Source organism: Streptomyces thermolilacinus SPC6 (assembly GCF_000478605.2).
Taxonomy (GTDB): domain Bacteria; phylum Actinomycetota; class Actinomycetes; order Streptomycetales; family Streptomycetaceae; genus Streptomyces; species Streptomyces thermolilacinus.
This window is the reverse complement of sequence record NZ_ASHX02000001.1, coordinates 5,470,311-5,490,871: the sequence shown is the minus strand read 5'-3', so window position 1 is coordinate 5,490,871 and position 20,561 is coordinate 5,470,311. Positions and strand designations below refer to the sequence as shown.

Below are 20,561 nucleotides of genomic sequence, written 5' to 3'. Positions count from 1 at the left end.
CCTACCCGGCCTGCCGTGGCGACGAGATCACGGGGCGGACCTGCGCCCGGTGATGAGGAAGGCCACCGAACGGTCGCGTTCGGACCAGGCCGCCGGGTCCAGGTCCACGGACTGGAGCAGGGCGCACTCGACGGTGTAGCCGCCCGCGGCGAGGGCCGCGCCGACGGCCTCCGCCTCGTCGCGGGTGCCGGCGTGGGTGACGATCCGTTCGGGGCGGCGGTCGGCGCAGGCGGTGACCACGTCCGCTCCCCCGCCGCCGACCCGGACCACGTCCGGCTCGGGGAGGCGTTCCAGTACATACGGGGCGCGGCCCGGGACGGCCTGGAGCTGGGCGCCGAAGCGGCGGGCGGCGGCCTCGGCGCGGGCGCAGGCGGCCGGGTCGGCGTCGACGGCGATGACGGCGGCGCCGAAGCGGGCGGCCTCGGCGGCGAAGGCCCCCGAGCCCGTGCCGATGTCCCAGACGAGGTCGCCGACGCGCGGGCCGAGGCGGGCCAGTTGGGCGGCGCGCAGGACGGGCGACTCGCCGCTGCCGGGCGGCGGGCTGCCGGGGGCGGGCGAATCCCCGGTGCCGGGCGGCGCGTTGCGGGGGGCGGGCTCGTCCTCGTACGCGTCGGGGGTGAGACCCCAGCCGCGTACGGGCCCGGGGTCGGGGCCCAGGAGCCAGCCGCCGCCCGCGGGGGCCGGGGCGGAGCCGCCGATGGCGATGACGACGTTGGGGTCGCGCCAGGTGAGGTCGGCGGCCTTGTCGGAGGTGAGGACGGTGACCTGCTCGCGTTCGGTGCCGAGCGCCTCGCAGATGACGAAGGTGCGGTGGACGCCGTCGAGCATGAGGGCCAGTTCGGCGGGGCCGGCGCCCGGGGAGGTGAGGACGGCGACCTTCGGGTGGGCGCGGCAGACGTTCACGGCGCGGCGCAGCGTACGGGTGTGGGCGACGACGACGCGGGCGTCGTCCCACGGCATCCCGGCGCGGGCGAAGGCGGCGGCGACGGAGGAGACGGCGGGGACGACCTCGACCTCCAGGCCGTGCCGGGGGTCGCGGAGGGTACGGACGACGCCGAAGAAGCCGGGGTCGCCGTCGGCGAGGACGACGGCCGTGCCGCGGTGTCCCGCGATGCGGCGGGCGGCGAGATCGACGCTGCCGAGGCGGATGCGTTCGGCGCGCTCGGGGACCTCGGGGAGGGCGAGGTGGTGGGCGGCGCCCGCGACGAGGGTGGCGGCCGAGAGGGCGGACCGCGCGGCAGCGGTGAGGGGTGAGCCGTCCCATCCGATCACCGTGACCCGGTCGGCCATCTTCGCGTGTCTCCCTGGGGGTGTCGGTGCAGGTCGGGTGGTGCGAGCGTACCCGGAAGCGGGGCGTCCCCGCGGGCGGCGCAGGTGGTCAGTTCCGGCCGGTGCGAGGGGTCCGCGCGGTGTGGTGGGGGTGGGTGGGGTGTGGGGCGGGGGTGGCGTGCTGGGCGGGGGTGGTGTGTCGGGTGGGGTCGGTCTGCCGTATGGGGGTGGTGTGTCCGCTGTATGCGGTGTACGCCTGGTACTCGCTGTAGTCGCCGTACGAGGGGTTTCCGGCGTCGGAGTAGGGGTCGTCGGCGCCTTCGAGGTCCTCGGGGAGCAGGCTCCAGACGATGAGGTCGGTCCGGGTGTCGGTCCAGGTGCCGTCCTCCGTCTGGGTGCGGGCTATCCAGGCGTTGCGCAGGACGCCCTCGCTGACGCAGCCGATCTTCTGGGCGACCTGCTGGGAGGCGGTGTTCCCCGCGGCGGTGCGCAGTTCGAGGCGTTCGAAGCGCTGCTCGCGGAAGAGCCAGCGGGCGACGGCGAGGACCGATTCCGTGGCGTACCCCTCGCCGCGGGCCCAGGGCGCGGTGATGTAGGCGATCTCGGTGGAGCGTGCGCGCCAGTCGGTGTGGCGGAGGTGGACGGTGCCGACGAGGCGCTGGGTGAGGAACTCGGTGACGGCGAGGGCGAGTCCGCGGCCGCTGGTGCGCTCGGCGGGTGCGGTGCGGTGGACCCACGTGTCGGCGTGGGCGGGTGTGTAGGGGTGGGGCGCGGAGGTCCAGGCGACGACGAGTTCGTCGTTCATCATCTCGACGTGGGCCGGGATGTCCGTGTCGTCGTAGGGGCGCAGCACCAACCGTTCCGTGCTGATGGAGACGTCCGGAAAGGTGGTGGTCATGCGCAACTCCATGCCGTTGGGCGGGGACTGGTGGTGAGGGGCCGTAAACGAACAGCATGCAGCATGAGCGGCTCACCGTGCATGGCGGGACGGGAAGGGCCCCGCGCACCGGATGGTGTGCGGGGCCCTTGGTGTGACCGGTGTGGCCCGGTCGGCCGGATCGGCGGCCCGGTCGACGACTCGGTCGACGACTCGGTCGACGACTCGGTCGGCGGCTTACTCGGCGGGGCCGAAGGCGGCGACGACGGAGCCCTTGTAGGTGTCCTCGATGTACTTCCTCACCTCGGGTGAGTTGAGGAGCCCGGCGAGCTTCTTGACGCGCGGGTCGTCCTCGTTGCCGGCCTTGACGGCGAGGAAGTTGGCGTACGGGTTGCCCTCGGACTTCTCCAGGGCGAGGGCGTCCTTCGCGGGCGTGAGCTTGGCCTCGATGGCGTAGTTGCCGTTGATGACCGCCGCGTCGACGTCGCTCAGGGCGCGGGGGACGGTGGCGGCCTCCAGCTCCTTGAACTCCAGGCCCTTCCTGTCGGTGATGTCGGAGAGCTTGGCGTCGGCTCCGACCCCGGCCTTGAGGGTGATCAGGCCGTTGTCGGCGAGGAGCTTGAGGGCGCGGCCGCCGTTCGTCGTGTCGTTGGGGACGGCGACGGTCTGGCCCGGCTTGAGGTCCTTGAGGGACTTCAGCTTCTGGGAGTAGAGGCCCAGCGGCTCCAGGTGGACGTCGGCCACGGGGACGATGGTGGTCTTGTTCTTCTTGTTGAAGTCGTCCAGGTACGGCTTGTGCTGGAAGTAGTTGGCGTCCACCTGGCCGTCCTGCGTGGCGGTGTTGGGCAGCACGTAGTCGGTGAACTCCTTCACCTCCAGCTTGAGGCCGGCCTTCTCGGCGAGGTTGTCCTTGACGTACGTGAGGATGTCGGCGTGCGGCGTGGGGGACGCGGCGACGACGAGGGGCTTGGACGCGTCGTCGCCGGAGCCGGAGGCGGCCGGGTCGGAGGCCGTGCCGCAGGCGGTGAGGCCGAGGGCGAGGGCGGTGACGCCGGTGAAGGCGGCGATGGTCTTGATGTTGTTACGCACGAAGAGTGCCTCTTTCTGGTGGTGCGGGTGACGCCCGGACAAGGAGTGCGGGCTCGTTCTTCGGCAGCGAGCGCAAGGGTCGCGCGAAGTCTGGGGTGCGCCGGGGGCGGCGGGGGGTGGCCGTCGGTCAGGACGCGGTGCGGCCTCGGCGGGCGAGGAGCCGTACGGCGCCGTCGCCGATGAGCTGCACGACGGAGACGACGACGATCAGGATGGCCACGGTGACGAGCATGAACGTCGTGTCGAACCGCTGGTAGCCGTAGGTGATGGCCTTGGAGCCGAGGCCCTCGCCACCGACCGCGCCGGCCATGGCCGAGTAGCCGACGAGGACGATCACGGTCGTCGTGACGGCGGAGACCAGCGACGGCAGGGCCTGCGGGAGGAGCACCTTGCGGATGATCGTGGGGATCGAGCCGCCCATGGACTGGACGGCTTCGACGAGCCCGTGGTCCACCTCGCGGACGGCGGTCTCGACCAGGCGGGCGAAGAAGGGGATCGCGCCGATGGCGAGGGGGACGATCATCGCGGTGGGGCCGATGAAGGTGCCGACGACGAGTTTGGTGAACGGGATCAGCGCGATCAGCAGGATGATGAACGGCAGCGAGCGCCCGATGTTCACGATGACGCCGACGACCTTGTTGACGGCCGTGTTCTGGAGCAGTCCGCCCTTGTCGGTGAGGACGAGCAGCAGGCCGAGGGGGAGGCCGCCGAGCACGGAGACGACGGTGGCCCACAGGACCATGTAGAGGGTGTCGACAGTGCCCTGGGTGAGCAGGGGCTGCATCTCCGACCAGGTCACTTGGCGGCCTCCTTGGCGAGCGGCGCGGCGGTCTCGGGGGTGGTGGACCCGCTGGTTCCAGGACCGGGCGGGGCGGCCTGGTCCACGACGGCGACCTGGAGGCCCTGTTCCCGCAGGAAGCCGACGGGGACGACGTTGTCGTCGTAGCGGCCGGGGAGTTCGATGCGCATGCGGCCGATCTGCCTGCCGCCGACGGTGTCCATGGCGGCGCCGAGGATCGATATGTCGATGTTGTAGGTGCGGGCCAGCTGGGAGATGACCGGCTGGGTGGCCGCCTCGCCGTGGAAGGTGACGTCGACGACGGTGCGGTCGGGGTCGGTGGCGTGTCCGCTGACCGGGAACAGCTCGTCGGCGAGTTCGGAGCCGGGGGTGGCGAGGAGCCCGGCGACGGTGCCGGACTCCACGACGCGGCCGTTGCGCATCAGCGCGGCGGAGTCGCAGACGGTCTTGACGACGTCCATCTCGTGGGTGATGAGGAGGACGGTCAGCCCGAGCTGCCGGTTGAGGTCGCGCAGCAGCTGGAGGATGGAGCGGGTGGTCTCCGGGTCGAGGGCGCTGGTCGCCTCGTCGGAGAGGAGCACCTTGGGGTTGCCCGCGAGGGCGCGGGCGATGCCGACGCGCTGCTTCTGGCCGCCGGAGAGCTGGCCGGGGTACGCCCTGGCCTTGTCGGCGAGGCCGACGAGGTCGAGGAGTTCGAGGGCGCGGCGGGCGCGCTCGGCGCCGGAGACGCCGAGGATCTCCAGCGGCAGTTCGACGTTGTCCTGGACGGTGCGCGAGGACAGCAGGTTGAAGTGCTGGAAGACCATGCCGATGCGGCTGCGGGCGCGGCGCAAATCCTTGCCGGCGCGGCGGCCCCGGCCGGCGAGGGCGGTGAGGTCGGTGCCGTCCACCGTCACGGTGCCGGAGGTGGGGCGCTCCAGGAGGTTGACGCAGCGGATGAGGGAGGACTTGCCGGCGCCGCTCTGGCCGATGACGCCGAACACCTCGCCTTCGCGGACGTGCAGGTCCACGCCGTCCAGGGCGGTGACCTGGCGGCCGCGTGACTCGTAGACCTTGGTCAGGCCCTTGGTGGTGATCACAGGTTTTCCGTCACTGTCGAGTGCGCGGCGCGGTGTCCGCCGGGCACGGGGCATTCGTCATTCCGACGCGGGCGTTACGGCGCGCGGCACGACTGCCGGTGAGGAGGCGTGCGCGCGGGCGGGCACGGTCCGCGGTTCTTCCACACGGACGCGGCCGACTGCTCTGCCGTCGGGTCTCGCTTCGGGGCGCGAGGCTCGTCAGGGGCCCTCTAGTAGGCGCACATTCGACACATACAACGAGCACCGGGCGTCGTCATCGCCTCGGTCGCAAGGATGCGGGTGCTCGTCGTGGTCATGGCGCCCAGTAAAGCAGACGGACCGCTCCGCCGAGCCGGGCTGTCCGCATAGCGGACAGAGAGAGTGCGCTATCTGGACGGTTTCACGCCGGTACGACGGGGTGCCCGGAGCCCGTTATCCCGCGCCCGCCTGCGGAAACGCGCATCCGCCGCACAGTGGGGGACGGGGTCCTGCGGGGCGCGGCCGGACCCGGCCTGTGGTCGAGACCACGTGCGGGCGGGGGCGGGCGCGACCGAGTGGCGGGCGGGCGCGGCGGGCGTCCGGGGGGCGGGGGGTGACCGGGTCCCCCGTGGCGGGGGCGACGGGCGTCCGGGGGCGGGCGCGGCGGGGTTGTGGGGGCGGGCGCGGCGGGGGTTTTCGTCCGTAATAGTCTCGGCGCATGCTCAACGCCCTCACCCTCACGGTGTCCCTCGCCGCGCTGGCCCTCGCCGCGTGGTGCGGATTCGCCGCGTACCGGGACCAGCCGACGAAGGACTGGCACTTCATCGGCATGGCCGTGGTGACCGTGCTGGCCCTGGCCCAGCTGGTGGTCGGCGTCGTACGGCTGGCACAGGGGGGCGAGCCCGACGAGGGCACCGTGATCTTCGTGGCGTACCTGGTGGGGGCGCTGCTCTCCGTACCGGCGGCCGGGTTCATGTCGCTGGTGGAGCGGAGCCGGTGGGGATCGGCGACGGTCGCGGCCGGAGCGCTGCTCCTGGCCGTGCTGGAGGTACGCCTCCACGACATCTGGTGGAAGGGCTGAGATGAGCACCGATCAGCTGGTCAAGGGACCCGGCATGCTGCTGGTGTGGCTGTACGGGGTGATGTCGGTCGGCGCGGTCTCGCGTTCCGTGTACGAGATCGCCACCAGGTTCGACGAGGCGCCGCTGCCGTACTCGCTTTCGGCGGTCGCGGCGGTCGTGTACGTCTTCATCACCTACACGCTGGTGCGCGGCGGGGAGACGGCCCGCAGGGCGGCGTTCGCGTGCTGCGCCGCCGAGCTGGTGGGCGTGCTCACCGTCGGGACGTGGACGGTGCTCGACCCGGACGCCTTCCCCGACTCCACGGTCTGGTCGGAGTTCGGTTTCGGCTATGTGTTCATCCCGGTCCTGCTCCCGGTGACAGGGATGATGTGGCTGCGCCGCGCCCGCCGGGTCGCGCCCGTCTCTTAGGGGGCCTTCCGGGCGGCCCCTAGGCGGCCTTCTCCAGGGTGACGACGGTGAGGCGGGGGCCGATCCGCTCGGTGGCCACCGTCTCGTAGCCCTTCCTGCGGTAGAGGCGCAGGTTGCCGTCGCTGCGGTGGCCGGTGAACAGCCGGAAGCGCTTGGCCGCGGAGTCGGCGTCGCGGGCGAAGTGCTCCTCGATGGCGTCGAGGAGGCGGCCGCCGAGGCCGTGGCCGCGCAGCCGGGGATGGACGATCAGCTTGCCGATGCGGGCCGTGCCCGTCTCGTCCACCTCGCCGCGCACGGAGGCGACGATCTCCTCGCCGAGGCGGGCGACGAGGGCGTGGCCGCGCGCGATCTCGGCCTTCAGGTCGTCCAGCGGCTGGGTGAGCGGCTCGATCGAGTAGTCGCCGTACAGCTCGGCCTCGCTCTGGTAGCAGAGGTACTGAAGCTTGAGGATGTGTTCGGCATCGTCCGCGCTTGCCGCTGAGATGGTCACGCTCATGCCCATGTGTGCATGCCTCCGGCTCACCTGATACGCCCTGTCGGTCTACCGCACCTTTCCCCGATGGGTGGGAGCGGCAACCTCTGCCGTCAGCATTCTGCGCAGGCATCCCAGGCAGCGGGAACGCACAGGCCCCAAACTGCCCTGTGAGATACCCAACTTCCCTGCGATGTCCTGGTACGTGAGGTCCTTCGGCGACAACATCGCAGCCAGCAGCCGTTGAGAGCGGACCGGTGTCCGGCGGACGGCCGACTCGGGTGCGCCCCACGGGCCCGGGCCGAAGCGGCCGTCGGGCGCGGGCTCGTCGTCGTACGGGAGTTCCCGCGCGGTCCGGCCCCGGGCGAGGCGGGCCTCCTCGCGCACGGCGCGACGCAGCCAGTCGGCGGGGTGGGCGGGGGCGCCGGGTCCTTCGAGGTGTTCGAGGAGCCGCAGCCACACGGCTGCTGGAGGTCGCGGGGGTCCAGACCGGACGCGGCGGCCTCGGCGTCGGCCTCGGCGGCGAGCAGCGGGGCGAGGGCGCAGAAGGGTTCGGGGACGGCGCGCTGCGCGGGCGGGGTGGCCGGGGCCGTGGCGGGCGCCGCGGGTGTGGCCGGGTCCGGCGCGGCTGGTACGGCGGGCGGGGCCTGGGCGGGCGCAGTGGGCGCGAGAGGCCGGGGCGGGGGGTGGGCGCGGCGAGGGCCGCCGGGGAGTGCGGGGCGGGGTCGCGGGGCGTCATGCCGGGCACGACTCCCGGCGGGGCCCGGCCGGTTGCCGGGCCGGCGGGGGTTCGCCCGATGAGGTGGCGGCGGGGGCACGCGGCTGACGCCGCGTGCCCCGAGGCAGGTGACGGACCGTCCGCCGCCCCTGTCACACCGGGAGGGCGGGCGCCCCGGTCAGCGGGCGCGGTGGTCGGCGGCCGCCAGCAGCGCCGTGTCCGGGTGGTCGGTGAAGATGCCGTCGATGCCGGTGGCGAAGTACGCCCGGTACGCCCCGAAGACGTCGCCGTACGCGTTCGGGTCCGTGCCGCGCCGGAAGTCGGCGGGCAGGAAGCTGTTCTCGTTGCGCAGCGTGTACGGGTGGAGGACCAGGCCCCGCGCGTGCGCGTCCCGCACCAGGGTGGTCGGCTCGCCCAGGCGGCCGTCGGAGCCCTTGGGGATGACCAGGTCCAGGAGCGGCCCGATGCCCTGGGCGTACGAGGCGATCCAGTCCAGGCCGCGCGGCGTGACCAGGTCGGCGACGGTCCGCGGGTCGCCGGCGTCCACGAAGTCGTACGGGCGGTCGTCGGGCGTCCACAGCAGGACCACGCGCGGCGTGTCCACGAGCCGCGCCATCCGCTGCACGCTGGTCGGCTCGAACGACTGGAGGAACGTGGGCGAGTCGGCGCGGTGGCGGCCGTAGCGGCGGAGCAGCTTCGCGAGGCGCTCCTCCAGGCCGAGGCCGAGCTTGCGGAAGTACGTGGGGTGCTTGGTCTCGACGTGCAGCCACACCGGGCGGCCCCGGCGGCGGCCCTCCTGCTCGGCCCAGCGCAGCACCTCCTCGAAGCTGGGGACGGTCCAGCGGCCGTCGTACAGCGTGTTGTTCCTCCGGGTGCCGGGGATGCGCTCCTTGGCGCGGAGGGTCTTCAGCTCGGCGAGCGTGAAGTCCTCGGTGAACCAGCCGGTGATGGCCGTGCCGTCGACCGTCTTGGTGGTGCGGCGGGAGGCGAACTCGGGGTGGTCGGCGACGTCCGTGGTGCCGGTGATGTCGTTCTCGTGGCGGCACACCAGGTGGCCGTCGCGGGTGGGCACGAGGTCCTGCTCGATGACGTGGGCGCCCATGTCGAGGGCGAGCTGGTAGGAGCCGAGGGTGTGCTCGGGGCGGTAGCCGCTGGCGCCGCGGTGGGCGATGACGGTGGGGACCGGCAGGCCCCGGTGGGCGCCGCCGCGGGCCGCCTCGGCGCCCTTCCCGGTGGCCGGGCCGCCGGGGGCGGCGGCCGCGGTGGCCGTTCCTGCGGCGGAGACCGCGGCGGCCGCGGTGGTGAGCGCCGCCGCTCCCAGTACGGTCCTGCGGGCGGGACTCATGCGGGCACCCTGAGTCATGAAGGCTCCTCCACTGAACGTGTCTTCGGTTTTCGGCCTGGGGGGCGCGGCCGATCGTAGGGGCAGGTGCGTGACGTCGGGCAGACCGCGGGCGAACAGCGGGAAAACGCGGGTCAACGTCGCGTATCGAGTCGGTCAACCCGATGTGCGGCCGGGGGTGACCCGCGAGTATGGTCCTCACCTGCACAGACTTCGTCGGCCGTGTCAGGATCGCGACCGCTCAACGCCCCGGAGGACTCGTTGTCCCGCTTCGCGCTCATCAAGTCAGTGATCGGCCCGGTCATGCGGCTGATGTTCCGCCTCAGGGTGGAGGGCGCCGAGAGGATCCCCGGTTCCGGGCCGGTCATCCTGGCGGGCAACCACCTCACGTTCATCGACTCCATGATCCTGCCGCTGGTGGTGGACCGGCAGGTCTTCTTCATCGGCAAGGACGAGTACGTCACCGGCAAGGGCCTGAAGGGCCGGCTCATGGCGTGGTTCTTCACCGGGGTCGGCATGATCCCGGTACAGCGGGACGGGGCCGGCGCCGCCGTGGCCGCGCTGCACACGGGCCGCCGGGTGCTGGAGGAGGGCAAGGTCTTCGGCATCTACCCGGAGGGCACCCGCTCCCCCGACGGGCGGCTGTACCGGGGCCGTACGGGCATCGCGCGGCTGACGCTGATGACGGGCGCGCCGGTGGTGCCGTTCGCGCTGATCGGCACGGACAAGCTCCAGCCGGGCGGCGCGGGGCTGCCCCGGCCCGGCCGGGTGACGGTGCGGTTCGGGGAGCCGATGGAGTTCTCCCGCTACGAGGGCATGGACCGCGACCGGTATGTGCTGCGGGCGGTGACGGACTCCGTGATGGCGGAGGTCATGCGGCTGTCGGGCCAGGAGTACGTGGACATGTACGCCACGAAGGCGAAGGCGGCCTGACCCGGCCGGTTTCCGGTCGTACGCGGAAGGGCCGCGCCCCCCTGGGGCGCGGCCCTTCGCCGTGCGGTGCCCGCGGCTCGTACGGCTCCGCGGCGCACCGCTCACGGGTGTACGGCACGGCTCTCCGGCTCCCGGCCGCCCTCCAGGCGCTGGCCGCGCAGCAGCAGCCAGGCCGCGACGGCCGTCACGAGGAGCACGGCGGCGCCGACGGACGCGGCGATGCGCAGGCCGTCCACGAACGCGTACTGCGCGGCGGTGACGAGCGCCTCGGCGGATCGTTCCGGCAGCGCGGAGGCAGCCTCGACCGCGCCGCCCAGCGACTCGTGCGCGGCGGCCGCCACGTCGGCGGGGACACCGCCCGGCGTGGCGAAGTCCCGGTAGACGCCGGTCACGATGGAGCCGAGCAGGGCGATGCCGAGCGCCGCGCCGAGTTCGTACGCGGTCTCGGAGACGGCGGAGGCCGCGCCCGCCTGCTCCTTGGGGACGCTGGACAGGATGACGTCGGCGGTCACGGTGAACGCCAGGCCCGCGCCGACGCCGACGACGAGCAGGGAGGCGCCCAGCACGGGGTAGCCGGTGCCCGGGTCCAGTACGGTGAGCGCCGCCAGGGCCAGGCCGACCGCGGCGAGCCCGCCGGAGACGACGGACCGGACGGAGAACCGCCGGGCGGCGACGCCGGCCAGGAGGCCCGCCCCCACGGCGCCCAGAGCGGCCGGCAGCTCCGCGAGCCCGGCCTCCAAGGGGCTGCGGCCCTGGACCAGCTGGAGGAACTGGGACAGGAAGAAGATCAGCCCGGCCAGCCCGAGGATGGTCAGCAGGTCCGCGAGGACCGCGCCCGAGAAGCCCCGGTGCCGGAAGAGGCGCATGTCGAGCAGCGGTTCGGGGAGCCGGAGCTGGCGGCGTACGAACGCGAGGAGCGCGGTGGCGCCGACGGCCGCGGCGACGAACACGTCCGGGCGGGCGCCGTGCGCGGCGGCCTCCTTGATGGCGTACACGACGCCGATCATGCCGATGAGGGACAGGGCGACGCTCGGCAGGTCCCAGGGGCCGGGCGCGGGGTTCTTCGACTCGGGGATGAGCCGGATGCCGACGACGACGAGCACCGCCATCACGGGCAGGTTGATCAGGAAGACCGAACCCCACCAGAAGTGCTCGAGCAGCACGCCGCCGACGACCGGGCCGACGGCCGCGCCCGCCGACGCCATGGCGCCCCACACGCCGATGGCGAGGCTGCGCTCGCGCGGGTCGTGGAACAGGTTGCGGATCAGGGCGAGCGTGGACGGCATGAGCGTCGCGCCCGCCACGCCGAGCAGGGCGCGCGCGGCGATCATCATCTCGGGCGTGGTGGCGTACGCGTTGAGCACGGACACCGCGCCGAACGCGGTCGCGCCGGTGAGAAGCAGCTTCTTGCGGCCGATGCGGTCGCCGAGGCCGCCCATCGAGACGAGGAGCCCGGCGATGACGAACGAGTAGACGTCGCCGATCCACAGGAGCTGGGTGCCGGACGGCTTGAGGTCCTCGCTCAGGTACGGGGTGGCCAGGCCGAGCACCGTGGCGTCCACGGCGACCAGCAGGACGGCCAGCGCCAGGACGGCGAGCGCCAGCCAGCGGCCCGGCCGACGGGCGGCGTCCGTTTCGTGGTCAGCCGGTACGGAGGGGGTCATCGCTCCACGCTCCTGCGCGCTCCGCCGAGCAGCAGCTCGGCGACCATGTGCTGGAAGTCCTTGCCCGCGACCCGCCCGTCGTGGACGGCCCAGGCGCAGGTGCCGACGAGGCTGTAGAAGGCCTCGGTCAGCCAGGCGGGTGTCAGGTCGAACCGGAACTCGCCCCGCTCCTGGCCGCGCCGGAACAGCGCGGAGACGCGGGCGTCGAGCCGGGCCCAGCCCTCGTTGACGTCACCTTCGAACAGCTGGTTCTCGGTGACGAGGAACGACAGGAGACCGGCGACCCCCTCCGCCTCGGCGACCAGTCTGCGCAGGGCCTCCTCGGCGGTGCCCTCGTCCAGCCGGGCAGTGTCGAGGGCGGCTTCGAACTCCTGGATGCCCAGCTCCTCCAGCGCCCTGACCAGCGCGTCCCGCCCGGCGAAGTGCCGGTGCAGGGTGGCGCGGCCGATCCCCGCGGCGCGGGCGACCTCGTCCATGGTGGCGGTCGCCTTCCGCGAGAGCAGCGCGGCGGCGGCGCGGAGTACTTGGTCTCGGTCCACACTCATGAGACAACCATAACCCGCATGAGACATTCATGTCTCATGCGGGGGTCGGGGACTCATGGGGGCGGCTCCCGAATGACCACGAAGGCCCCCGCACGCGGGGGCCTTCGTGGTCATTCGGGGACGTTCCGGCTCATGCCGGGACGGTCCGGGGCGTTCACTTCTTCCTGGCGTCCGCCCAGGCGTGCTGGATGATCAGGTCCGCCTTCACCTCGGCCAGCTGGGTCGCCACCGCCGACGGGGCCGTGCCGCCCCGGCCGTCGCGGGAGGCGAGCGCCCCGGGGACGTTGAGGACCGTGCGCACCTCGGGCGTCAGGTGCTCGGAGATCTTCGCGAACTGCTCGTCCGTGAGGTCGTCCAGCTCCTTGCCCTCCGCCTCGGCTACCTTCACGCACTCCCCCGCGACCTCGTGCGCGACCCGGAACGGCACACCGCGCTTGACCAGCCACTCCGCGATGTCCGTCGCCAGCGAGAACCCGGCCGGGGCCAGCTCCTCCATCCGCTCCCGGTGCACCGTGAGGGTGGCCATCATGCCGGTGAACGCGGGCAGCAGCACCTCCAGCTGGTCGCAGGAGTCGAAGACCGGCTCCTTGTCCTCCTGGAGGTCCCGGTTGTAGGCGAGGGGCAGCGCCTTCAGCGTCGCCAGCAGGCCCGTGAGGTTGCCGATGAGGCGGCCGGACTTGCCGCGCGCCAGCTCCGCGATGTCCGGGTTCTTCTTCTGCGGCATGATCGACGAGCCGGTCGAGAAGGCGTCGTGGAGGGTCACGAAGGAGAACTCCTTCGTGTTCCAGATGATGACCTCCTCCGCGATCCGGGACAGGTTCACGCCGATCATCGCCGTGATGAAGGCGAACTCCGCCACGAAGTCGCGCGACGCCGTGCCGTCGATGGAGTTGCCCGCGCTGCCGTTCTCGAAGCCCAGGTCCCGGGCGACCGCCTCCGGGTCGAGCCCGAGGGACGAGCCCGCGAGCGCCCCGGAGCCGTACGGGGAGACCGCCGTGCGCTTGTCCCACTGACGCAGCCGCTCGGCGTCCCGGGACAGCGCCTGGACATGGGCGAGCACATGGTGGGCGAACAGCACCGGCTGGGCGTGCTGGAGGTGCGTACGGCCCGGCATCGCGACGTCCGGGTGCGCCTCCGCGAGGCCCACCAGCGCGTCCTGGAGGTCGGCGAGGAGGCCGCCGATGATCCGGGCGTGGTCCCGCAGGTACATCCGGAACAGCGTGGCCACCTGGTCGTTGCGGGACCGGCCGGCGCGGAGCTTGCCGCCCAGCTCGGCGCCGAGCCGCTCCAGCAGGCCGCGCTCCAGGGCCGTGTGCACGTCCTCGTCGGCGATGGTGCCGGTGAACGCGCCGGACGCGACGTCCCGCTCCAGCTCGTCGAGTCCGGCCAGCATGCGGGTCAGCTCGTCCTCGGTGAGCAGCCCGGCCCGATGGAGCACGCGCGCGTGGGCGCGGGAGCCGGCGATGTCGTACGGGGCGAGCCGCCAGTCGAAGTGGACGGACGCGGAGAGTTTCGCCAGCGCCTCGGCCGGGCCGTCGGCGAACCGGGCGCCCCAGAGCCGGACGTCACCGTTGTTGCTGCTCACTGTGGGAAGCTCCTCGGGTCCTCGGGAGGGATCGGGTGTGGTGGTGCGGATGCGCGTCCGCCTCCCCGCGCGCGGGACGGCGGGGAGGCGGACGCGGGTGGTGCCGGTGCGCTGTCGAACGAGCCCCGGTCAGGCGAGGTCACGCTTGGCGGCGATCTTCGCCGACAGGCTGAAGATGTCGATGAAGCCCTGCGCCTTGGACTGGTCGAACGTGTCGCCCGTGTCGTACGTGGCGAGGTTGAAGTCGTAGAGCGACTGCTCGGAGCGCCGGCCCGTGACGACCGCGCGGCCGCCGTGCAGGGTCATCCGGATGTCGCCGGTGACGTGCTGGTTGGCCTCGTTGATGAAGCCGTCCAGGGCCCGCTTGAGGGGGGAGAACCACAGACCGTCGTAGACCAGCTCGCTCCACCGCTGCTCGACCTGGCGCTTGTACCGGGCCAGCTCGCGCTCGACGGTGACGTTCTCCAGCTCCTGGTGGGCGGTGATCAGCGCGATGGCGCCGGGCGCCTCGTACACCTCGCGGGACTTGATGCCGACGAGCCGGTCCTCGACCATGTCGATCCGGCCGACGCCCTGGGCGCCCGCCCGCTCGTTGAGCTGCTGGATCGCCTGGAGGACCGTGACCGGCTTGCCGTCGATGGCGACCGGCACGCCCTCCTTGAAGCTGATGACGACCTCGTCCGGCTCGCGCGGCTCGGCCGGGTTGGAGGTGTAGTCGTAGATGTCCTCGATCGGCGCGTTCCAGATGTCCTCCAGGAAGCCGGTCTCGACGGCCCGGCCGAAGACGTTCTGGTCGATGGAGTACGGGGACTTCTTGCTGGTGGCGATCGGCAGGTCGGCCTTCTCGGCGAACGCGATGGCCTTGTCGCGGGTCATCGCGTAGTCCCGGACCGGGGCGATGCACTTCAGGTCGGGGCCGAGCGCGGCGATGCCGGCCTCGAAGCGGACCTGGTCGTTGCCCTTGCCGGTGCAGCCGTGGGCGACGACGGAGGCGCCGTGCTTCTTCGCGGCGGCGACGAGGTGCTTGACGATCGTCGGCCGGGAGAGCGCCGACACCAGCGGGTACCGGTCCATGTAGAGGGCGTTCGCCTTGATCGCCGGGAGGCAGTACTCGTCGGCGAACTCGTCCTTGGCGTCCGCGACCTCGGCCTCGACGGCACCGCAGGCGAGCGCGCGCTTGCGGATCACGTCCAGGTCCTCGCCGCCCTGGCCGACGTCCACGGCGACGGCGATGACCTCGGCGCCCGTCTCCTCGGCGATCCAGCCGATGGCGACGGAGGTGTCAAGGCCGCCCGAGTAGGCGAGTACGACGCGCTCGGTCACGGGTTTCTCCTTAGCGGTGCATCCAACGATGGGTATAACTATGCAGAGCTCTGTATGTTTTGTCAACGCGGCCGGGATTCGCCCCTGTGTCCGGGCCCCCGGCCGCGATAATTCGCCCATGGGACAGACCTACGCGGCCATCGAGGGCCGGATACGCGCGTTCATCGAGGCACAGCCCGTCTACTTCACCGCCACCGCCCCGCTCGCGGGCGACGGGCACGTCAACCTCTCGCCGAAGGGGCGCAAGGGCTCCCTCGCCGTGATCGACGAGCAGACCGTGGCGTACCTGGACTTCGGCGGCAGCGGCGCCGAGACGATCGCCCATCTGCGCGAGCCCGGCAACGGGCGGATCACCCTGATGTGGTGCGCGTTCAGCGGCCCGCCGAAGATCCTGCGGGTGCACGGGACGGGCGAGGCGGTGTTCCGGGACGACCCGCGCTGGGACGAGTACATCGGGTACTTCGCGGAGGCCGACGGCCCGTCGGCTCGGGCGATCGTCGTCGTACGGGCGCGGCGCATCAGCGACTCGTGCGGGTTCGCGGTGCCGTACATGGACTACCGCGAGGAGCGCACCCAGCACGCCGAGTACTTCGGCCGCAAGACGGACGAGGACTTCGCGGCGTACTGCGAGAAGAAGGAGTTCGTGGGGCGGAGCGTCGACGGGCTGCCCGCCCTGCCGCTGCCCCTGCCGCCGCGGACGGACGTGGCCTGACCCGTGGGGGCCGGGGCTGACCCGTACGGGCCGGGGGTCTGACCCGTACGGGTTCGTCGGGGGCGCGGGGGGCGCGGGCGCGTCTTACGGTCGGGCCATGCGCCGTCCCGCTCTCGTGCTCGCCGCCGCCCTGCTCGCCCTCGCCGCTCACTCCCCCGCCCGGGCACACGCCCCGGACCTGGCCGGGCCGCAGCCCGCCCCGCCGGCCGTCGGCGGGACCGGCAGCCAGCTGATCACCGCCGAGGCGGCCGGTCCGCGCGCCACGACCGGCACGGTCACCTGGTGGGAGCGGCGCGGCGGCCGGGCCTGGACCCGCGTCGGCTCGGCCCCGGCCCGCTTCGGGGCGGGCGGCCTGGTGCGCGGCGACCAGCGCAGGCAGGGCACGTCCACGACGCCGACCGGGGTGTACGGGCTGCCGTTCGCGTTCGGCATCGAGCCCGCGCCGCCCGGCACGGCGTACCCGTACCGCGAGGTGACCCGCGCGTCGTGGTGGTGCCAGGACAACGCGTCCCGCTCGTACAACCGCTGGGTGGAGCCCCTGCCCGCGGACTGCCGGGCGGCGGAGGCCGAGCACCTGATCACGTACCGGGCGCAGTACGCCCACGCGCTGGTGATCGGCTACAACTACGACCGGCCGGTGCGGGGCCGGGGCGCCGGGATCTTCCTGCACGCCGACGGCAAGGGCCCGACGGCCGGGTGCGTGTCGGTGCCCGAGGCGGCGATGGAGCGCATCCTGCGGTGGGTGCGCCCGGACGCGCGCCCGCGCATCGCGATCGGATGGGCGGGCGCCTGAGCGTCACCGGCCGCTCGCGTACGGCCGGGGGTCAGCGTTCCTTCTGCGCGAGGCGCAGCAGGTGGTCGGCGAGGGCCTGGCCGCCCGCCGGGTCGCGGGAGATGAGCAGCAGCGTGTCGTCGCCCGCGATGGTGCCGAGGATGTCGTGCAGCTCGGCCTGGTCGATGGCCGAGGCGAGGAACTGGGCGGCTCCGGGCGGGGTGCGCAGGACGACCAGGTTGGCGGACGCCTCGGCGGAGATGAGCAGTTCGCCGGAGAGCCGCCGCATCCGCTCCTCCTTGGCGGACTCGCCCAGCGGCGCCTGGGGGGTGCGGAACCCGCCCTCGCTCGGCACGGCGTAGATCAGCTCGCCGCCGGTGTTGCGGATCTTCACCGCGCCCAGCTCGTCGAGGTCGCGGCTGAGCGTCGCCTGGGTGACGCTCAGTCCGTCGTCCGCGAGGAGCTTGGCCAGCTGGCTCTGCGAGCGCACCGGCTGCCGGTTGAGGATGTCCACGATCCGGCGGTGCCGTGCCGTGCGGGTCTGCGGTACGGATGGGCCGCCGTGGCCGTTGTCCTGCGCCTCGGTCATCGCTGTGTCATTCTCCGGCTCGTCTCTCCCCGTCGGCCCCGTTGGCCTGGTCGGCCCCGTCGGCCTCAGCGGCCTTGTGGGCCCCGTCGGCCCCGTTGGCCTGGTCGGCCCCGTCGGCCGCGTCCAGGACGCCGGGCAGGGCCCGGAGGAGCGCGTCCACCTCGTCGTCCCCGACGGTCAGCGGCGGCATGAGCCGGATGACATCGGGGGCGGGCGCGTTCACCAGGAAGCCGGCGTCCTGAGCCGCCTGCTGCACCTGGGGTGCGAGGGGCTCGGTGAGCACGATACCCAGCAGGAGGCCCGCGCCGCGGACGTGGGAGACCAACGGGTGCCCAAGGCCCTCGATTCCGTCGCGCAGCCGCTCGCCCAGGCGCTTGACCCGGTCGAGGGCCCCGTCGGCGGCGAGGGTGTCCAGTACGGCGAGTCCGGCGGCGCACGCGACGGGGTTGCCGCCGAAGGTGGAGCCGTGGTGGCCGGGCTTCAGCAGGTCGGCGGCCTCTCCGAACGCGACGGTCGCGCCGATGGGCAGCCCGCCGCCGAGGCCCTTGGCGAGGGTGACGATGTCGGGCTCGACGCCCTCCGCCTGGTACTGGAACCAGTTGCCGCAGCGGCCGATGCCTGTCTGCACCTCGTCGAGGACCAGGAGGGTGCCGGTGGCGCGGGTGATCTCACGGGCCGCCTGGAGATAGCCCTTGGGCGGGACGACGACGCCGATCTCGCCCTGGACGGGCTCGATGATGACCAGCGCGGTATCGGTGGTGACGGCGGCCCGCAGGGCGTCCACGTCCCCGTACGGTACGTGCGTCACCTCGCCGGGCAGCGGGTGGAACGGCTCCCGCTTGCCCTCCTGGCCGGTGAGGGCGAGGGCGCCCATGGTGCGGCCGTGGAAGCCTCCGGTGGTGGCGACCATGTGCCGGCGGCCCGTCAGTCGGCCGATCTTGAAGGCGGCTTCGTTGGCCTCGGCGCCCGAGTTGCAGAAGTAGACCCGGCCCGGGCGGCCGGACAGCTCGACGAGCCGTTCGGCGAGGGCGACGGGCGGCTCGGCGACGTACAGGTTGGAGACGTGGGAGAGGGCGGAGATCTGCTCGGTGACCGCCCGGACGATCGCCGGGTGGGCGTGGCCGAGGGCGTTGACGGCGATGCCGCCGACGAAGTCCGCGTACTCCTTGCCGTCCGCGTCCCAGACGCGGGATCCCTCACCGCGGACGAGCGCGAGGCGGGGCGTGCCGTAGTTGTCCGCGAGGGCGGACCGCCAGCGCCGCGTGAGGCGTTCGTTGCCGCTCATGCGTGTGCCTCCGGTTCGTCGGGCACGACCATGGTGCCGATGCCCTCGTCGGTGAAGATCTCCAGCAGGATCGAGTGCTGGACGCGTCCGTCGATGACGCGGGCGGTGCGGACGCCGTTGCGTACGGCGTGGAGGCAGCCCTCCATCTTGGGGACCATGCCGCTGGACAGCTCGGGCAGGAGCTTCTCCAGCTCGGTGGCGGTGAGGCGGCTGATGACCTCGTCGCTGTTGGGCCAGTCCTCGTAGAGGCCCTCGACGTCGGTGAGGACCATCAGCGTCTCGGCGCCAAGCGCCGCAGCGAGTGCCGCAGCCGCCGTATCAGCATTGACGTTGTAGACATGTCCGTCGTCCTCCGAACGGGCGATCGAGGACACGACGGGGATGCGGCCGTCGGCGAGGAGCGCCTCGATGGCGCCCGTGTCGAGGGCGGTGATCTCCCCGACGCGGCCGATATCGACGGGCTCGCCGTCGATGAGCGGCTGGTGCCGGGTGGCGGTGAGGGTGTGGGCGTCCTCGCCGGTGATGCCGACGGCGAGCGGGCCGTGCTGGTTGAGCAGCCCGACCAGCTCGCGCTGGACCTGTCCGGCGAGAACCATCCGTACGACGTCCATCGCCTCGGGGGTGGTGACGCGCAGGCCCGCCTTGAACTCGCTGACCAGGCCGTGCCGGTCGAGCGCGGCGCTGATCTGGGGGCCGCCGCCGTGCACCACGACGGGCCGCAGCCCGGCGTGGTGGAGGAAGACGACGTCCTGGGCGAAGGCGGCCTTCAGGTCCTCGTCCACCATGGCGTTGCCGCCGAACTTGATGACGACCGTCCTGCCGCGGTGGCGGGTGAGCCAGGGCAGCGCCTCGATGAGGATCTGGGCCTTGGGGAGCGCGGTGTGCTTGCGAGTGCTCATGAGCTGTAGGCGCTGTTCTCGTGGACGTAGTCGGCGGTGAGGTCGTTGGTCCAGATGACGGCGGACTCGGTGCCGGCGGCGAGGTCGGCGGTGATGGTGACCTCCCGGTAGCGCATGTCCACCAGGTCGCGGTCCTCGCCGACGGAGCCGTTCTTGCAGACCCAGACGCCGTTGATGGCGACGTTGAGGCGGTCCGGTTCGAAGGCGGCGTTCGTGGTGCCGATGGCGGACAGGACGCGGCCCCAGTTGGGGTCCTCGCCGTGGATGGCGCACTTGAGGAGGTTGTTGCGGGCGATGGACCGGCCGACCTCGACGGCGTCGGCCTCGGTCGCGGCGTTGACCACCTCGACGCGGATGTCCTTGGAGGCGCCCTCGGCGTCGCCGATGAGCTGCCGCCCGAGGCTGTCGCAGACCTCCCGTACGGCGTCCGCGAAGTCGTCGTACGCGGGGGTGGTGCCGGACGCGCCGGAGGCGAGGAGCAGGACGGTGTCGTTGGTGGACATGCAGCCGTCGGAGTCGACCCGGTCGAAGGTGACGCGGGTGGCGGCGCGCAGCGCCTTGTCCAGCTCGGGGGCGTCCAGGTCGGCGTCGGTGGTGAGGACGACGAGCATCGTGGCCAGGCCCGGGGCGAGCATCCCCGCGCCCTTGGCCATGCCGCCGACGGTCCAGCGGTCGCGGCTGACGACGGCGGTCTTGTGGACGGTGTCGGTGGTCTTGATGGCGATGGCGGCCTTCTCGCCGCCGTGCTCGGACAGCTCGGCCGCGGCCTTCTCGACGCCGGGCAGGAGCTTGTCCATGGGCAGGTGGACGCCGATCAGGCCGGTGGAGGCGACGGCGACCTCGCCCGCGCCGACGCCGAGGACCTCGGCGGCCTTCTCGGCGGTGGCGTGGGTGTCCTGGAAGCCCTGCGGGCCGGTGCAGGCGTTGGCGCCGCCCGAGTTGAGGACGACGGCGGCGAGCTCGCCGGTCTTGAGGACCTGCTCGGACCACAGGACGGGGGCGGCCTTGACGCGGTTGGAGGTGAAGACGCCCGCGGCGGCGCGGCGCGGGCCGTTGTTGACCACGAGGGCCAGGTCCGGATTGCCGTTCTCCTTGATCCCGGCGGCGATGCCCGCCGCCGTGAACCCCTTGGCTGCCGTGACGCTCACTGTGCTTCTCCGT

19 protein-coding genes and 2 pseudogenes are annotated in these 20,561 nt (G+C 72.8%); 5 read left to right on the top strand and 16 right to left on the bottom strand.

Going from position 1 to position 20,561, the window contains the following annotated elements; genetic code table 11:
• Window positions 1-27: 27 nt before the first annotated feature.
• The 5 genes and pseudogenes from cbiE to J116_RS23785 form a co-directional block, all read right to left on the bottom strand.
• Window positions 28-1,290, bottom strand: a complete 1,263-nt coding sequence (cbiE, locus tag J116_RS23805) for a precorrin-6y C5,15-methyltransferase (decarboxylating) subunit CbiE (protein WP_023589593.1) — start codon at window positions 1,288-1,290, stop codon at window positions 28-30.
• 244 nt (window positions 1,291-1,534) lie between these two features.
• Window positions 1,535-2,179: pseudogene (locus J116_RS23800) on the bottom strand (GNAT family N-acetyltransferase); the annotation flags it as partial.
• A gap of 204 nt (window positions 2,180-2,383) precedes the next feature.
• Entirely contained in the window at window positions 2,384-3,235 is an 852-nt protein-coding gene (locus J116_RS23795; RefSeq protein WP_023589591.1) for a MetQ/NlpA family ABC transporter substrate-binding protein, read from the bottom strand.
• Window positions 3,236-3,362: 127 nt separating this feature from the next.
• Window positions 3,363-4,034, bottom strand: a complete 672-nt coding sequence (locus J116_RS23790) for a methionine ABC transporter permease (protein ID WP_023589590.1) — start codon at window positions 4,032-4,034, stop codon at window positions 3,363-3,365.
• Window positions 4,031-5,113, bottom strand: a complete 1,083-nt coding sequence (locus J116_RS23785; RefSeq protein ID WP_023589589.1) for a methionine ABC transporter ATP-binding protein — start codon at window positions 5,111-5,113, stop codon at window positions 4,031-4,033. Before J116_RS23785 ends, J116_RS23790 begins: the two co-directional genes overlap by 4 nt.
• Window positions 5,114-5,789: 676 nt before the next feature.
• Between J116_RS23785 and J116_RS23780 the strand changes: the two genes are divergently transcribed.
• Both J116_RS23780 and J116_RS23775 read left to right on the top strand, forming a co-directional pair.
• Window positions 5,790-6,152, top strand: coding sequence for a hypothetical protein (locus J116_RS23780; RefSeq protein ID WP_023589588.1), 363 nt, complete (start codon window positions 5,790-5,792; stop codon window positions 6,150-6,152).
• A gap of 1 nt (window position 6,153) precedes the next feature.
• Window positions 6,154-6,561, top strand: a complete 408-nt coding sequence (locus tag J116_RS23775) for a hypothetical protein (RefSeq protein WP_023589587.1) — start codon at window positions 6,154-6,156, stop codon at window positions 6,559-6,561.
• A 19-nt stretch (window positions 6,562-6,580) separates the two neighbouring features.
• Here the strand turns inward: J116_RS23775 and J116_RS23770 are convergent, their stop codons facing one another.
• The 3 genes and pseudogenes from J116_RS23770 to J116_RS23760 all read right to left on the bottom strand — a co-directional run bounded on the left by J116_RS23770 (window position 6,581) and on the right by J116_RS23760 (window position 9,114).
• Complete coding sequence (locus J116_RS23770) at window positions 6,581-7,063, bottom strand: GNAT family N-acetyltransferase (protein WP_023589586.1); 483 nt, start codon at window positions 7,061-7,063, stop codon at window positions 6,581-6,583.
• Between the two features lie 39 nt (window positions 7,064-7,102).
• Window positions 7,103-7,563, bottom strand: a pseudogene (locus tag J116_RS31080) (sigma-70 family RNA polymerase sigma factor).
• Between the two features lie 366 nt (window positions 7,564-7,929).
• Window positions 7,930-9,114 carry a glycerophosphodiester phosphodiesterase gene (locus J116_RS23760; protein ID WP_023589585.1) on the bottom strand — a complete coding sequence of 395 codons (1,185 nt, stop codon included), beginning with the start codon at window positions 9,112-9,114 and terminating at the stop codon, window positions 7,930-7,932.
• 282 nt (window positions 9,115-9,396) lie between these two features.
• Between J116_RS23760 and J116_RS23755 the strand changes: the two genes are divergently transcribed.
• Complete coding sequence (locus tag J116_RS23755) at window positions 9,397-10,026, top strand: lysophospholipid acyltransferase family protein (RefSeq protein ID WP_235617463.1); 630 nt, start codon at window positions 9,397-9,399, stop codon at window positions 10,024-10,026.
• 101 nt (window positions 10,027-10,127) lie between these two features.
• Here J116_RS23755 and J116_RS23750 read toward each other — a convergent pair whose 3' ends face one another.
• The 4 genes from J116_RS23750 to J116_RS23735 form a co-directional block, all read right to left on the bottom strand.
• Complete coding sequence (locus J116_RS23750) at window positions 10,128-11,690, bottom strand: MFS transporter (protein ID WP_023589583.1); 1,563 nt, start codon at window positions 11,688-11,690, stop codon at window positions 10,128-10,130.
• Complete coding sequence (locus tag J116_RS23745) at window positions 11,687-12,235, bottom strand: TetR/AcrR family transcriptional regulator (protein ID WP_023589582.1); 549 nt, start codon at window positions 12,233-12,235, stop codon at window positions 11,687-11,689. Before J116_RS23745 ends, J116_RS23750 begins: the two co-directional genes overlap by 4 nt.
• A gap of 154 nt (window positions 12,236-12,389) precedes the next feature.
• Complete coding sequence (gene argH / locus J116_RS23740) at window positions 12,390-13,820, bottom strand: argininosuccinate lyase (RefSeq protein ID WP_023589581.1); 1,431 nt, start codon at window positions 13,818-13,820, stop codon at window positions 12,390-12,392.
• A gap of 129 nt (window positions 13,821-13,949) precedes the next feature.
• Entirely contained in the window at window positions 13,950-15,143 is a 1,194-nt protein-coding gene (locus tag J116_RS23735; protein ID WP_023589580.1) for an argininosuccinate synthase, read from the bottom strand.
• A gap of 118 nt (window positions 15,144-15,261) precedes the next feature.
• Between J116_RS23735 and J116_RS23730 the strand changes: the two genes are divergently transcribed.
• The gene (locus tag J116_RS23730; protein ID WP_023589579.1) at window positions 15,262-15,855 is read left to right on the top strand and encodes a pyridoxamine 5'-phosphate oxidase family protein; all 594 of its coding nucleotides are present in this window, start codon (window positions 15,262-15,264) and stop codon (window positions 15,853-15,855) included.
• 97 nt (window positions 15,856-15,952) lie between these two features.
• Window positions 15,953-16,648 (top strand): L,D-transpeptidase family protein, encoded by a 696-nt coding sequence (locus J116_RS23725; protein WP_023589578.1) that lies wholly within the window; start codon window positions 15,953-15,955, stop codon window positions 16,646-16,648.
• A gap of 31 nt (window positions 16,649-16,679) precedes the next feature.
• On the opposite strand, the gene J116_RS23720 is transcribed toward J116_RS23725, so the two are convergent.
• Genes J116_RS23720 through argJ form a run of 4 tightly spaced genes read right to left on the bottom strand, consistent with a single transcriptional unit; the run spans window position 16,680 to window position 20,548 of the window.
• Complete coding sequence (locus J116_RS23720) at window positions 16,680-17,216, bottom strand: arginine repressor (RefSeq protein ID WP_023589577.1); 537 nt, start codon at window positions 17,214-17,216, stop codon at window positions 16,680-16,682.
• A 7-nt stretch (window positions 17,217-17,223) separates the two neighbouring features.
• Window positions 17,224-18,501: an acetylornithine transaminase gene (locus J116_RS23715; RefSeq protein WP_023589576.1), complete on the bottom strand. Its 1,278-nt coding sequence runs from the start codon at window positions 18,499-18,501 to the stop codon at window positions 17,224-17,226.
• Window positions 18,498-19,400: an acetylglutamate kinase gene (gene argB, locus J116_RS23710; RefSeq protein ID WP_023589575.1), complete on the bottom strand. Its 903-nt coding sequence runs from the start codon at window positions 19,398-19,400 to the stop codon at window positions 18,498-18,500. The genes J116_RS23715 and argB overlap by 4 nt, the downstream gene beginning before the upstream one ends.
• A complete protein-coding gene (gene argJ, locus J116_RS23705) occupies window positions 19,397-20,548 on the bottom strand; it encodes a bifunctional glutamate N-acetyltransferase/amino-acid acetyltransferase ArgJ (protein WP_023589574.1) in 1,152 nt (383 codons plus the stop codon). Before argJ ends, argB begins: the two co-directional genes overlap by 4 nt.
• Between the last annotated feature and the right edge of the window lie 13 nt (window positions 20,549-20,561).

Coding starts and splice junctions, on each gene's coding strand:
- J116_RS23770 (WP_023589586.1), bottom strand. CDS start 7,063: ATGGGCATGAGCGTGACCATCTCAGCGGCAAGCGCGGACGATGCCGAA.
- J116_RS23775 (WP_023589587.1), top strand. CDS start 6,154: ATGAGCACCGATCAGCTGGTCAAGGGACCCGGCATGCTGCTGGTGTGG.
- cbiE (WP_023589593.1), bottom strand. CDS start 1,290: ATGGCCGACCGGGTCACGGTGATCGGATGGGACGGCTCACCCCTCACC.
- J116_RS23720 (WP_023589577.1), bottom strand. CDS start 17,216: ATGACCGAGGCGCAGGACAACGGCCACGGCGGCCCATCCGTACCGCAG.
- J116_RS23730 (WP_023589579.1), top strand. CDS start 15,262: ATGGGACAGACCTACGCGGCCATCGAGGGCCGGATACGCGCGTTCATC.
- J116_RS23745 (WP_023589582.1), bottom strand. CDS start 12,235: ATGAGTGTGGACCGAGACCAAGTACTCCGCGCCGCCGCCGCGCTGCTC.
- J116_RS23725 (WP_023589578.1), top strand. CDS start 15,953: ATGCGCCGTCCCGCTCTCGTGCTCGCCGCCGCCCTGCTCGCCCTCGCC.
- argB (WP_023589575.1), bottom strand. CDS start 19,400: ATGAGCACTCGCAAGCACACCGCGCTCCCCAAGGCCCAGATCCTCATC.
- J116_RS23755 (WP_235617463.1), top strand. CDS start 9,397: ATGCGGCTGATGTTCCGCCTCAGGGTGGAGGGCGCCGAGAGGATCCCC.
- J116_RS23715 (WP_023589576.1), bottom strand. CDS start 18,501: ATGAGCGGCAACGAACGCCTCACGCGGCGCTGGCGGTCCGCCCTCGCG.
- J116_RS23780 (WP_023589588.1), top strand. CDS start 5,790: ATGCTCAACGCCCTCACCCTCACGGTGTCCCTCGCCGCGCTGGCCCTC.
- J116_RS23750 (WP_023589583.1), bottom strand. CDS start 11,690: ATGACCCCCTCCGTACCGGCTGACCACGAAACGGACGCCGCCCGTCGG.
- J116_RS23760 (WP_023589585.1), bottom strand. CDS start 9,114: ATGACTCAGGGTGCCCGCATGAGTCCCGCCCGCAGGACCGTACTGGGA.